At 57.5% G+C, this 11,810-nt stretch carries 10 protein-coding genes; 4 read left to right on the top strand and 6 right to left on the bottom strand.

The genetic code is table 11. From position 1 onward, the window contains the following. Positions 1-423 precede the first annotated feature (423 nt). The 5 genes from A15D_RS09620 to A15D_RS09595 all read right to left on the bottom strand — a co-directional run bounded on the left by A15D_RS09620 (position 424) and on the right by A15D_RS09595 (position 6,466). Positions 424-1,047 (bottom strand): hypothetical protein, encoded by a 624-nt coding sequence (locus tag A15D_RS09620; protein WP_102791755.1) that lies wholly within the window; start codon positions 1,045-1,047, stop codon positions 424-426. A 51-nt stretch (positions 1,048-1,098) separates the two neighbouring features. After that, positions 1,099-2,871 carry a DUF1302 domain-containing protein gene (locus tag A15D_RS09615; RefSeq protein WP_199175844.1) on the bottom strand — a complete coding sequence of 591 codons (1,773 nt, stop codon included), beginning with the start codon at positions 2,869-2,871 and terminating at the stop codon, positions 1,099-1,101. Positions 2,872-3,663: 792 nt separating this feature from the next. Continuing rightward, a complete protein-coding gene (locus tag A15D_RS09605; RefSeq protein WP_022985021.1) occupies positions 3,664-4,866 on the bottom strand; it encodes an acetyl-CoA C-acyltransferase in 1,203 nt (400 codons plus the stop codon). 18 nt (positions 4,867-4,884) lie between these two features. After that, the gene (locus A15D_RS09600; protein ID WP_102791753.1) at positions 4,885-5,802 is read right to left on the bottom strand and encodes an SDR family oxidoreductase; all 918 of its coding nucleotides are present in this window, start codon (positions 5,800-5,802) and stop codon (positions 4,885-4,887) included. A gap of 193 nt (positions 5,803-5,995) precedes the next feature. Next, entirely contained in the window at positions 5,996-6,466 is a 471-nt protein-coding gene (locus A15D_RS09595) for a MaoC family dehydratase (RefSeq protein ID WP_102791752.1), read from the bottom strand. 252 nt (positions 6,467-6,718) lie between these two features. On the opposite strand from A15D_RS09595, the gene A15D_RS09590 reads away from it, so the two are divergent. Continuing rightward, positions 6,719-7,348, top strand: coding sequence for a TetR/AcrR family transcriptional regulator (locus tag A15D_RS09590; RefSeq protein WP_102791751.1), 630 nt, complete (start codon positions 6,719-6,721; stop codon positions 7,346-7,348). 254 nt (positions 7,349-7,602) lie between these two features. Here A15D_RS09590 and A15D_RS09585 read toward each other — a convergent pair whose 3' ends face one another. After that, a complete protein-coding gene (locus A15D_RS09585) occupies positions 7,603-8,406 on the bottom strand; it encodes an enoyl-CoA hydratase/isomerase family protein (RefSeq protein WP_233192193.1) in 804 nt (267 codons plus the stop codon). A gap of 183 nt (positions 8,407-8,589) precedes the next feature. On the opposite strand from A15D_RS09585, the gene A15D_RS09580 reads away from it, so the two are divergent. The 3 genes from A15D_RS09580 to A15D_RS09570 all read left to right on the top strand — a co-directional run bounded on the left by A15D_RS09580 (position 8,590) and on the right by A15D_RS09570 (position 11,676). Beyond that, positions 8,590-9,267 (top strand): histidine phosphatase family protein, encoded by a 678-nt coding sequence (locus A15D_RS09580; protein ID WP_102791750.1) that lies wholly within the window; start codon positions 8,590-8,592, stop codon positions 9,265-9,267. Positions 9,268-9,339: 72 nt separating this feature from the next. Then, positions 9,340-10,548 (top strand): acyl-CoA dehydrogenase family protein, encoded by a 1,209-nt coding sequence (locus A15D_RS09575; protein WP_022986118.1) that lies wholly within the window; start codon positions 9,340-9,342, stop codon positions 10,546-10,548. 81 nt (positions 10,549-10,629) lie between these two features. Continuing rightward, positions 10,630-11,676 carry a phosphotransferase family protein gene (locus A15D_RS09570; RefSeq protein ID WP_102791749.1) on the top strand — a complete coding sequence of 349 codons (1,047 nt, stop codon included), beginning with the start codon at positions 10,630-10,632 and terminating at the stop codon, positions 11,674-11,676. Positions 11,677-11,810: the final 134 nt, after the last annotated feature.

Here is an 11,810-nt window from a genome sequence, read left to right as displayed (position 1 = left end):
CTCTCTTCTATTTCTTTTTATTTGTTGTGGCGGGTTTGCCTCGCTGGGGCTCGGATCGCCATGCGATCATGGCTCCTACAGCGATTGCGGGATGGCGACTGGCGGGAATAAAAAAGGTTCATCGCGGATTGCCGGGAATCGTCTCCCTCCGTAGGAGCGTCGCTCGCGGCGCGATCCCAGACCAGGATCAAAAGCATTTTCACCACAGAGGACACAGGGTTCACAGAGGAAAACCGTCTTCCTCAGTGAACCCTGTGTCCTCTGTGGTGAAAATGCTTTTGATCCTGGTCTGGGATCGCGCCGCGAGCGACGCTCCTACGGAAAGGGAGGGGATTAAATTCGGGTTTTCCCGGGAATTCGCGATGAACCAAAAAAAAGCCCACCGAGGTGGGCCAGGAAGGTGGAGACAATGGAGTTGCTGTTTTACTGGTAAATGCCGGCCTCCGAAATGGCATCGGTGATGGTCTTGGCGTAGTGTGAGGCACCTTTCTCCAGTCCTTTGAAACCGCCGGTGTTGAAGCTCACGGTGCGTCCGGTCCAGACAATGGCCTTCTGGTCTACGTCCCAGAGTTCGAGCCGGGCAGTATAGATATCCTCGTTTACAAAGAAGTCCGGGCTGTAAACCTGGGGGGTCATGGTCATGCCGGCACTGGCCGGTACGCTGACGCCAGGGTCACCTTTGACTTCAGTGGTCTTGGTGGTCTGGTCTTCAAGGTGAATGGCCAGAGCACTGTCGAAGCCGTTTTCCTTCATGCGTTTTGCCAGGTAATCCAGGCTTTTGCCTTCAACGCCCTTGTCCCCAAAGACGGTGTAGGCCGCTGTGGCTTTGACACCCATTTCGGCGAAGCGGGCAACGATGGCATCTTCCAGGTGACCGCGTAGTTCATGATCCACAAGCACACCCACCACAAGGGATTGGTATGGCCCTTTCGGGGCGGCCTGGGTGCCCGTGTCGGAATTGATTACCTTGGTGTCGTGGTAGCCGCTGACGCAGGCTGACAGTACGACAGCGAGCAGGGCAGTAAGAGCAATTTTCAGTTGTTTCATAGTCGCATCCTCGTTGGCCTGCCGGCGCCTGCCGACAGGTCGCTATCCGTTTCAGAAGTTGTAGGCAGTGCTGAAGGACAGGTAGTCACGGTCTTCAACAACACTGTAGCTGGCGTCGTTGTAGGTGGTGTACGACAGGTCAGCCGTCAGCTTCTTGTAGGCCATGCCCAGGCTGATGCCGACGCTGCGTGAGTCTTCCTGCATGGCATCGTCGCTGGAAAAGCCTTCTACGCCATGTTGCAGGGTGATGGCCGGTGTCAGGGTCATGGCGCCAATGGCATTGGCGTAGGTGGACTTGAGGGTCAGCTGGTAGCCCCAGCTGAAGTCCGTGACATAGCCATCCTCGCCCAGATCACCCACACCATAGTTGGTATGACGACGGAAGCGCATCTCTTCCTGGTCCGGCAGGTCCGGAATGTACTCGGAACCGACTTGCATGGAGACGATGGTCTTCTGCGCGCCCAGGACTTGCGGGATCACGGTGGTGAAGGCCAGCTCGGCACGCTGAATGTCGAACTCCTGATACCCATGGACCTGGCTGCCGGAGTCGTAGACATAATCAATGGTGCCTTGCGGGATGGAGTAGCCGGCCCCTTGTACGGCTGCCGCTGGCAGGCCATTGGCCTCCAGTACACGGGAGGTTGTCAGATCCGGTGTGTTGATCTGGATCGGCATGTCCGGCAGGTAGCTCAGGTTCAATGCGAGGTTGCCCACGCCTTCGAAGGTCTTGTCGGCGGTCAGGCCAAACACCTGGATGTCTTCGGGATACTCGTAGAAGTAGGCCACGTCGTTACCCGGGGTGATGCCCTGCGGTAACGCGCTGGTTTCCTTGGTCACAGAGTAATAGGGCAAGCGGCTGTGGTAATTCAGGAAGTACGTGCCCACCTTGGCCTTGGCATCGGGGAAGGCATAGTCAAACTTGAAGCCGAACTGGCCGCCGTCTTCCGGTTCGTTCTCGTCAACACGGGGGATATACACCCCGGCGTTGTAGGCGTCCTGATTGGGCAGGATCACCGAGCTGGAAAAGGTGGCATCACAACCCAGAGCGGTGTTGTCCAGCGTCGAGAAGAAGGTACCACAGCCATCCAGATTCGCCGGGCGCCATTCATACTGGTAGAAAGACTTCATGCTCAGGTTGTCGGTGAACTTGTAGTCCAGGGTCAGCATGCCAGAGGGGGTCAGGAACTCTGTGTATTCCGCGCCTGGGCGATGCAGCGCGGCCAGGTCGATGGCGTTAAGTGAGCCCAGAGAGCCGCGGGAGTAGAGGCTACGGCCCCACAGCAGCAGTTGGCGCCCTGCGGCGATTCGCAGCGGCTGACCATTCAGCTCGAATTTGCCGTGGGCATAAACTTCCTGGAAGGTTGCACCCTGGAATTGCGAGTTACGGTGGAAACCGTCATCACTCAGCGGTTCGTCAGGAATAAAGCCGTTTGGATAGTTACCATGCGGTACGTCTTTTTCCTTCTGGGTGTAGTCGTACCAGGTCTTGGCACGGGCAAACAGGCCGAAATTGCGGAATTGCAGATTCACATCGCCCACGGCCTTGGCTACGGAGGAGACGATGTCTCCAGCCTGATAATTCAGATTGCCGTCGTCAGACACTGCGGATCCTGCGGTGCCGCCAGGAGTGTCGCCGGCAAACAGGTTGTCCTTGCTGGCAGACTCCATTCTTGCGGTGGCACCGACCGAAGCCTTGAGGTTCCATTTGGCACTGAAATCGTCGCTGAATTTGATTTCACCGCCGGCCAAGGCCGGCGCTGAGGCTGTCAGCAGGCCCAGCGCAAGGGCACTGCTGTAGCCAACAGCGATTGCTTTGCTTCGCATTATTTTGCTCTCCCACTGCCCGGTGATGATCCTGGGCAGACTGTCCGTTTTTGTTTTAAAAGTGTTGTAGCGCACGTCTTGCTTCACCCGACCTCCCGGTAATGCCTGGGCATTGCGGGAGGGTCCCTGCGGGTGATGAAACTGGCAGTTTCATTTTTATGGATCACAATTCCGAAAAAATGATCTGTCGAGGTCAATTCATACATACTGTCTGGTATGTGGTCAATACGACGAGAGACCAATACGGTGACTTTGAAGGGGGTCATGTCACCCTGTTATGGAGAAAAAATAGGACGTTTGAACCAGGTTTCGATCCGATTGCGACAGGGAAATATACTATTTATCGATATATGTATATTTTCAGGGCGCGTTCGTTACTGTGGGTAACAGGTGAAAGGCAGTTCCATTTTTGTGACATTTTTGGGGGTTTAGCCGATTTTTTTTAAAAAAAACGGGCTTGTGATTTTTGGCCTCACCGTGTTTTCCTCGTGCCCTGAACGCTTTCTGTGCGGTTTCTCTGGCAAGCAACATTTATGGGGTGCCTGTGGGGGCGGCTTGCACGCGAAATGCCTTGTAAGAGCGGGGAATGGCTCACACCAAAGACTATCCCGTAGGAGCGTCGCTGGCGGCGCGATTTAGGGCGTTGGGGATCGCGCCGCCAGCGACACTCCTACGGCAAGCTGGGAGGAGTCAGTCGGGGTTTTTCCTCAAATCTGCGAAGAACCAAAAAAAAGGGGCGCCAGGCGGCGCCCCGAAGGGGAAGTCTTTCCGGATCAGGCGGAAAGGAATGAATTAGAACACTTCAAACAGGCCAGCAGCGCCCATGCCACCGCCGATACACATGGTGACGACCACGTACTTCACGCCACGACGCTTGCCTTCGATCAGGGCGTGGCCGGTCATTCGTGCCCCAGACATGCCGTAGGGGTGACCAATGGAAATGGCGCCGCCGTTGACGTTGTATTTTTCGGGGTCGATACCAAGACGGTCGCGGCTGTACAGGCACTGGCTGGCAAAGGCTTCGTTCAGCTCCCACAGGCCGATATCGTCCACGGTAAGACCAAACCGTTTGAGCAGTTTCGGCACCGCGAAGACAGGACCGATGCCCATTTCATCGGGATCACATCCGGCCACCGCCATGCCGCGGTAGGCGCCAAGGGGTTGTAGACCGAGACGCTCGGCTTCGCTCGCTTCCATCAGGACACAGGCACTGGCACCGTCCGACAGCTGGGAGGCGTTACCGGCAGTGATAAAGCCGCCTTCCTGAACCTGCTGGCCGCCCTTGAACACAGGCTGCAGGCTTTGCAGGCCTTCCAGAGTGGTCTGCGGGCGGTTGCCTTCGTCCTTATCCAGGGTCACTTCCACATCGGAAATTTCCTTGGTCTCCTTGTTCATCACTTTCATGATGCTGGTCATGGGGACGATTTCATCATCGAACTTGCCGGCCTGCTGGGCCGCGGCGGTGCGCATCTGTGATTGGTAGGCGTACTCATCCTGTGCGTCGCGGGAGACCTTGTAGCGGTCAGCCACGATCTCGGCGGTTTCCAGCATGGACATATAGATGTCAGGACGGTGCTGTTTGAGCCAGGGGTCGCCGGCACGGAAGGTATTCATCTTGTCGTTCTGGACCAGGGAAATGGATTCCAGGCCGCCGGCCACGGCCACGTCCATGTTGTCGACGATGATTTCCTTGGCGGCGGTGGCGATGGCCATCAGACCGGAGGCGCACTGACGGTCCATGCTCATCCCGGACACACTGGTGGGCAGGCCCGCACGCAGGGCGCATTGGCGAGCCACGTTGCCGCCGGTGCTGCCTTGTTGCAGGGCGGCACCCATGATCACGTCCTGAATGGTTTCCGGATCAATGCCGGCGCGCTCGACAGCGTGCTTGATGGCATGGCCACCCAATGCCTGGGCTTGAGTGTCGTTGAACGCGCCCCGGTAGGCCTTGCCAATGGGGGTGCGAGCGGTGGATACGATAACGGCTTCTCTCATGATGCCTCTCCAATCAGTTTAAAGCTTGATGCCCTTGGCGTGGGCGGCCTTGGTCAGGATCTTGGTCACGTGGTCGCCGCCAGCGAGAATTTCCCGGGCGTTGTCCATGTTGCCAATGCGTTCGAAGTGGGCGGCTACGCCGTCCACGTTGCGTTCGTTTTCTTCCAGGTAGACGCCTTCGCTTTCCATCAGGCGAACCATGGCATAGCAACCGGCCCCAGCCAGAACGATGCGATGGGTGGGTGCCTGCTGGCTGCACAGGAACAACACGGCCGGAGTGATTGCTTTGGGTTCCAGCATGGCCAGCACTTCCGGGGGCATCAGATCCTCGGTCATGCGGGTAGCGGCAGTGGGTGCAATGCAGTTGATCTTGATGTCGTATTTCTCGCCTTCCAGGCAAAGCGTATTCATCAGTCCGGCCACTGCCATTTTGGCGGCGCCGTAGTTGGCCTGGCCAAAGTTGCCATAGAGCCCTGATGTGGAGGTGGTCATGACGATGCGACCATAGCCTTGTTCGCGCATGATCGGCCATACCGCCCGGGAGCAAATTTCAGAGCCGGTGAGATGTACGGCCACTACTTTGTCCCAGTCGTCCTGGGTCATTTTGGCAAAGCTCTTGTCGCGCAGAATGCCGGCATTGTTGATCAGCACATCGACCCGTCCCCAGGTGTCCATGGCCTGCTTGACCATGGCCTCCACCTGCTCGGGGCTGGATACGTCGGCGCCGTTGGCAATGGCTTCACCGCCGGCCGCCTGAATCTCTGCCACGACTTTTTCCGCCGCTTCGCTGGAACCGCCACTGCCGTCACGGGCGCCACCAAAATCGTTGACCACCACCTTCGCGCCCAGACGGGCCAGTTCCAGTGCGTGGGATTTCCCCAGGCCGTTTCCGGCACCGGTGACGATCGCCACCTGGTTATCAAATCGAATGGTCATGTTTGCTTCTCCAAGGGTTTATGCCGCTGGCCGTGACTAAAGGCAGGCGCGACACGTGAGACGCGAATGGGGCGCCAGATCAAATTCGTCACAGAGGCTGAGAAAGGCTTTTCGCGATGCACCCTGTGATCTCTGTGATAAAAACCTGCTTCGTATTCTGTGGCCTGATACAGGCCCTCACACAGGTGTGCGGTTATGCCGGTACGATCACCAGACTCAACCATTCGGCGATAAGGGCAGGTTTTTCCTGGCCTTCAATTTCCACCTGCACACCATGGCGCAGTTGCCACTCGTTATCTGAGCGACGTTTCACTTCCATCAGGGTGAACTGGCCACGCACCTTGCTGCCCTCGCGGACCGGGTTCATGAAACGCACTTTGTCGAACCCGTAATTGATGCCCATCACCTGGCCCTCAATGGCGGGGAGAACATCCATGGCCATGGCCGACAGCAGTGACAGGGAGAGAAACCCGTGGGCAATGGTGGCGCCAAAGGGGCTTTCCTTTGCCGCGCGCGCGGGATCGGTGTGAATCCATTGCGGATCTTCCGTCAGATCGGCAAAGCCATCGATGCGCTGCTGATCCACGGTGCGCCAGGTGGATTGACCCAGGCTTTCACCGATTCGGGTTTGCAGGTCCTCGATCCGGACTGTCTCTCTGCTCATTGTGCTCTCCCTGGTTACGCTTGTGACATGGCACAAATGCATAATTTCAGAATTATATTTTGAAAACAGCAGTATGCAGGGCGGCGTAAATGACCGTAAAGGGTGAAAAGCGGCATGAAGGGCGAGATTTCCGACACCGGGCGCGTCAAGGTCAATGGTGGTGGGTGGGGGCTGTGCCAAACTTCAAGAAAACAACCGGGGCCCGGCCGGGATGCTGGCGGCCCATTAGAGGATACAGAGGACCGAGGACCCATGGCGGATCAAAGCGAAGCACTGGCCTGTGAACCCCGTAATGCCATTCTGGACGCGGCGGCCTTGTGTTTTATGGAGCGAGGATTCAACGCAACCAGTATTGATGATATTGCCCGCCGACTATCGGCCACCAAGGGCATGGTCTATCACTACTTTGGTTCCAAGGCAGAGCTGTTTTTCGAGATTCACCATCGCGCCATGGACGCGCTGTTCGCCGAGGTGGAACCGGTGGCCGAGCAGTCCTTGCCTGCACCGCAACGTTTCACGGAAATGGCGCGTCGCTATGTGCGTACCCTGATCGAGACCCAGCCCTATCAGCGGGCGGTGTCCGAGGCGGTGCAAATGGTGCTGCGCAACAGCACTACCGAAGACCAGCGCAGCCAGCTCACCAGGCTCCAGGAGCGTCGCAACCGCTGCGAAGCCCTGTTCATGACTGTCCTTGAAGAAGGTATGGCCGAAGGCACCATGTGTGCCTTGCGCCCACGGGTGTCCATCAAGCCAGTGTTTGGCGCCATGAACTCGGTGATTAACTGGTATCACCATCGCGATGGCGAAACCGAAGAAGAGATCCAGGCGTTGGTTGACGAAGTGGTGGGCGTGGCGCTGCGGGGAATCATTAAAGGCAGTTAACAGGGAATAGTGAACAGTTAACAGCGGCGCGATTGCGCGTTATGTGATCTGAAAGGCATGAGGCCGCGCCCAGAATTTGGACGCGGCCTCATGCCGTTACACAAAAAGAAAAAGCCTAATAAAGCTTGACAGGGTATGCCGGTCGGGCAGCCTTGTTCACCGTTCACTGTTCACTGTTCACTGTTCAATGTTCACTGTTCACTGTTCACTGTTCACTGTTCAATGTTCACTGTTCACTGTTCACTGTTCACTGTTCACTGTTCACTGCCTTTCAAAAATCCCGCAAAAATCGCTCGCGTTTCCTCGCTGAACATTCTGTCTGCAAACATCACGCTTTCTTTTTCGATCTGCGCCTTGAGGGCATCGTGACCTTGGCGCATGAGTTGTTTGGTCATGGCCATGGCGGTGGGAGATTTGCTGGCCAGTTTTTGGGCCAGTGCCATGGCGTCGGCTTCCAGGGCATCGGGCTGGGTGCGGTAGGCAATCAGTCCGCAGCGTTCGGCGTCTTCGGCGCTCAGGGTATCGCCTGCCATTAGCAGGCGGGCCGCGTTCTGGCGACCGATCAGCATGGGGAGCAGCAGACTTGAAGAGGCCTCAGGTACCAGGCCCAGGTCGATAAAGGCGGTTTTGAAGCGCGCGTTATCGGCGGCGATGACCAGATCACAATGCATCAGCAGGGTTGTGCCAATACCGGTGGCATTGCCATGTACGGCCACCACAGTGGGTTTGTCCAGGGCCATGAGGGCATGGACAAGGATCATGGCCGGGCTGAGCTTGCCCCCCTCACGGCTGGCGGGATCGGCATTGAGGAAATCACCGATGTCGTTCCCCGCACACCAGGCTCGCCCCTTGCCGCTAAACAGCAGGGCGCGCACCGCCGCATTGCCGGCGGCATGCTCTACCGCCCGGGTCAGATCCTCATACATGGCCTTGGTCAGGGCATTGAGCTTGTCGGCACGGTCCAGAGTCAGGTGCAAGACCCCGTCCTGTAGCTGAGCGGTGACGTGGCGGCTTTCCAGACCGATCTGCTGTTCCATATCCTGTGGGGGGGTTGCCATTGGGTCTCCGGTTTAATCCGTGGTCATAACATTCGAGATAATCAAAATAACGAAATACTGTTCCAAATAAAACACCATTTCTCATGCATGAGACTTATTGGTCAGGATTCAAAATATCAATTTCACTAACTATGCTGGCTGCTCTACGCTGGGGAACCTCTGAATTTGCCCAAGGAGGCCGGCATGGCCGAGTTTTACCTTGTTCGTCACGGACAAGCGTCGTTCGGTAGCGACAACTACGATCAGCTTTCCCCGCTGGGGCACCAGCAGGCCCGTTGGCTGGGGGAGTACTTTGCCGAGCGTGATATGGGCTTTGATGCACTGATTACTGGCGATCTGGTTCGGCATCAGGAAACCGGTGCCGGGATCTGCGAGGGGCTTGGCGTGCAGTTGCCCGTGGATATTCAGCCGGGCCTGAACGAATTCGATTTCCACTCCATTGTCGATGCCTACCTGGCTCAGCACCCCGATCAGGCGCCGCCGGAAGGGGCGTCAGCGGCGGCCTTCTACAAGGCGCTGAAAACAGCCATGACCCACTGGCGCGATGACTCACTGACCGGTGACCTGCCGGAAACCTGGCAGATGTTTGCCGACCGGGTCGCTGCCGCACGGGCACATATTCAGTCGCACTACAGTGAGCGGGACAGGGTCGTGATTGTCAGTTCCGGTGGTGCCATGGCCATGTTCATGAAACAGGTACTGCAAGCCGCCGACGAAACAGTGGTGGAGCTGAACCTGCAAATTCGCAATACCAGCGTGGCTCACGGGTTCTTCAACCGTAAGGTGGTTCGCCTGGCCGGTTTCAACAATGTGCCGCATCTGGATCGCACAGACCGTCTGGATGCCATTACCTATTTTTGATCGCAGCAGGGGCCGCTCAGAAGCAGCACAAGACTGCACCCGGCGGCCACGATATAACCAAGGGAGAGCTTCATGGAATTTCAGTACAGTGAAAAAACCCGGGATCTGATTACCCGTGTCCGTCATTTCATCGACACCGAAATCCGCCCGGTGGAAGAGCTGTTTCACGAGCAACTGGACAAAAGCCCGTGGGAAACCCCGCCGGTGATGGAAGAGCTGAAAGCCAAGGCCCGGGAGCAGGGGTTGTGGAACCTGTTCCTGCCGAAAGAGTACGGTGAATACAGCGCCGGGCTGAGCAATCTGGAATATGCACCACTGGCCGAAGAAATGGGCCGCAGCCGTATTGCCTCGGAAGCGTTTAACTGTGCGGCGCCTGATACCGGCAATATGGAAGTACTGGCCAAGTACGGTAACGATGCCCAGAAAAAGCAATGGCTGGAGCCGTTGCTGGAAGGCAAGATCCGCAGTGCCTTTGCCATGACCGAGCCGGAAGTGGCGTCTTCCGATGCTACCAATATTGAGACGCGTATCGAGCGCGATGGTGACGACTACGTTATCAATGGCCGCAAGTTCTACATCAGCGGGGCCATGCGCAAGACCTGCGAGATCATGATCGTGATGGGCAAGACCGACCCGGATAACCCCAACCGTCATGAGCAGCAGTCCCAGATTCTGGTCCCCACAAACACCCCGGGCGTGAAGATCGTGCGTCCCATGAAGGTGTTTGGTTACGATGATGCGCCGGAAGGGCACGCAGAAGTGATTTTCGACAACGTGCGCGTACCCAGGGAAAACATGATCCTGGGTGAGGGCCGTGGCTTCGAGATCGCCCAGGGCCGCCTGGGGCCAGGCCGGATTCACCACTGCATGCGTTTGATTGGTGCCGCACAGGAAGCCTTCGAGCTGATGGCCAAGCGCGTGAACCAGCGCGTGGTCTTCGGCCAGCCCATGAGCAAGCAGGGCTCTGTACGCGAAGATTTGGCCAAATCCTGGTGTGAAATCGAGCAGGCTCGCCTGCTGACGCTGAAAGCAGCGGCCACCATGGACAACGAAGGTAACAAAGTCGCCAAGGATTTGATCGCTATGATCAAGGTGGTGGCGCCCAATATGGCGTTAAATGTCATCGATCGGGCGATCCAGGTCCACGGTGCGGTGGGCTTGAGCCAGGATACCCCGCTGGTCAACTTCTTCAGTTATGCACGTACCCTGCGTCTGGCCGATGGGCCGGATCAGGTGCACATGATGCAGCTGGGCCGCAATCTGGCCAAACGTTTCGCCTGAGACGAGGGCGCTTGTCCGGTGTGATCCGTCACACCGGGCTTTGCCATTTGCGCAGCACAGACAGAACAACAGGAGAGCTCCATGTCCCAGGTGGATACGCTGGATACCGAAAAACTGGCCCGTTACCTCGAACAGCATATTGACGGCTTCAAGGGCCCGATCCAGGCCGACAAGTTCGAGGGGGGGCAGTCCAACCCCACCTTCAAGATTACTTCCCCCTCCGGTGCCTATGTGCTGCGTCGCCAGCCGCCGGGCAAGCTGCTCAAGTCTGCCCACGCTGTCGATCGCGAGTACCGTGTCATGGCGGCGCTGAAAGACACCGATGTGCCTGTCCCTACGGTGCTCCACTTGTGTGAAGACCGTGACGTCATCGGCTCCATGTTCTACGTGATGGAGTTTTGTGAAGGTCGCATCCTGTGGGGCGCGGCGCTTCCGGAAGCGGGCGACGGCGATGCCGGTAATGCCATGCGTGCGACCATGTACGACGAGATGAACCGTGTCCTGGCTGCGATGCACAGTGTGGATCTGGAGGCCGTCGGCTTGAGCGATTACGGCAAGCCTGGCAGCTATTTCGAGCGTCAGCTGGGTCGCTGGAGCAAGCAGTATGAAGCCTCCAAGCTGGAAGAGATTCCAGCCATGGATGAGCTCATTGCCTGGCTGGAAAAACACCTGCCGGAAGACGATGGGCAGGTGGCGCTGGTGCACGGGGACTTCCGTCTCGACAACATGATGTGGCACCCCTCCGAGCCGAAAGTGATTGCGGTGCTGGACTGGGAGCTGTCGACGCTGGGCCACCCGCTGGCGGATCTGGCGTACCAGTGTATGGGGATGCGTATGCCCCAGCGTGGCGCCAAGATGGCCGGCATGCAGGGGGTAGACCGCAAGGCACTGGGTATTCCCACCGAGCAGGAGTACGTCGACATGTACTGCCAGCGTCGGGGTATCGACAAAATCGACAATTGGGAATTCTATCTGGCCTTCAGTTTCTTCCGCCTAGCGGCCATTTGTCAGGGTGTCGCCAAGCGGGCGGTGGATGGCAATGCTTCCAGTAAGGAAGCGTCACAGGTCGGTGCGCTGGTGAAACCGCTGGCCGAAATGGCGGTGGACATTATTCACAACGGCGCCTGAGAAAAGGCGCCCATAAGGGCGCCGTGGGTCACAACACTGGCGGCACGCTGAAGACTGCAGACAGATCATAAAAGTGCTCAAAGAAGCGCAGGGGCACCTCTGAACAACTCCTTGCGTGCTCAGTCTTTCAGGCT

This window comes from Alcanivorax sp. MD8A, assembly GCF_002888555.1.
Classification (GTDB): Bacteria; Pseudomonadota; Gammaproteobacteria; order Pseudomonadales; family Alcanivoracaceae; genus Alcanivorax.
Note: the sequence above shows the minus strand (reverse complement) of the source record. Positions and strands in the feature narration are given on the sequence as shown.

Excerpts from the sequence above, each read along its gene's own strand:
- A15D_RS09600 (WP_102791753.1), bottom strand. The coding sequence starts at position 5,802 with ATGACCATTCGATTTGATAACCAGGTGGCGATCGTCACCGGTGCCGGA.
- A15D_RS09615 (WP_199175844.1), bottom strand. The coding sequence starts at position 2,871 with ATGCGAAGCAAAGCAATCGCTGTTGGCTACAGCAGTGCCCTTGCGCTG.
- A15D_RS09590 (WP_102791751.1), top strand. The coding sequence starts at position 6,719 with ATGGCGGATCAAAGCGAAGCACTGGCCTGTGAACCCCGTAATGCCATT.
- A15D_RS09605 (WP_022985021.1), bottom strand. The coding sequence starts at position 4,866 with ATGAGAGAAGCCGTTATCGTATCCACCGCTCGCACCCCCATTGGCAAG.
- A15D_RS09580 (WP_102791750.1), top strand. The coding sequence starts at position 8,590 with ATGGCCGAGTTTTACCTTGTTCGTCACGGACAAGCGTCGTTCGGTAGC.
- A15D_RS09585 (WP_233192193.1), bottom strand. The coding sequence starts at position 8,406 with ATGGCAACCCCCCCACAGGATATGGAACAGCAGATCGGTCTGGAAAGC.
- A15D_RS09595 (WP_102791752.1), bottom strand. The coding sequence starts at position 6,466 with ATGAGCAGAGAGACAGTCCGGATCGAGGACCTGCAAACCCGAATCGGT.
- A15D_RS09620 (WP_102791755.1), bottom strand. The coding sequence starts at position 1,047 with ATGAAACAACTGAAAATTGCTCTTACTGCCCTGCTCGCTGTCGTACTG.
- A15D_RS09575 (WP_022986118.1), top strand. The coding sequence starts at position 9,340 with ATGGAATTTCAGTACAGTGAAAAAACCCGGGATCTGATTACCCGTGTC.
- A15D_RS09570 (WP_102791749.1), top strand. The coding sequence starts at position 10,630 with ATGTCCCAGGTGGATACGCTGGATACCGAAAAACTGGCCCGTTACCTC.